The sequence below is a fragment of the Rhizobium sp. 01T444 genome (assembly GCF_056398305.1).
Window position 1 is genome coordinate 1 of record NZ_JBFTPD010000215.1, and the last position, 660, is coordinate 660.

The following is a 660-nucleotide window of genomic DNA, read 5'->3' on the forward strand; positions in this document are numbered from 1 at the left end:
GTGTAGGAACCGTTCGAAGCCGATATGCCCACCTTCACCAGAGACGGTGCCGCATGGGGATAATCGACCCCCTCTTCCGAGGGAGAGAGGACGCTAGGTCCTTTGATGACCATCCTGTCGTTGATCGACAGGTTCACGCCGTAGCCGATCCCGTCCTTCTTCGGCACGAAATAGGCCGTGACCTTCTTGACTCCCGCATTGATGGCTTGCTCGCGCGTCTTGCATTGCGCACCCTCGCAATCCAGCCGGTCCACAATGGGAAAATTCTTGACGAAGCCGTAATTGGCGGCCTGCGAGCCACGTATCGTGGCGCTATTGGGAATGCTCGCGCCGCCATCGTGCCGGCCCTCGCAACTGGAGGAGAAATTTCCGTACTCATCGAGTCCGATGCCGATATAGCCGCCGGTCACTCGGCAATAGCCGAGCGCGCTGTAGTGATGGCCGTTTCCACCCGCCCCCGGCAGGCTGGCGTCGAACAGATAGACGGCCAGGCCATCCGCCCCGACATTGACGCCGCCCCAACTGATGTAGTCAAACTCCACCCTGATGAGTTCGCCCGGGCCGAAGTTCTTCTTCGACTGGACGCTGGCCGTGGAGGTGTACTGGTCCGCCCTCGTCAGGCTCAGCCATTCCGAATCCGTCTACATCACGCCCGAAGAA

1 protein-coding gene is annotated in these 660 nt (G+C 60.3%); it reads right to left on the reverse strand.

What is annotated here, in order from left to right; all coding sequences use genetic code 11:
- Positions 1-542, reverse strand: a 542-nt coding sequence (locus tag AC1DTN_RS38040) for a hypothetical protein (RefSeq protein WP_477925326.1), incomplete at its 3' end; no start/stop codon positions are given.
- Positions 543-660: the final 118 nt, after the last annotated feature.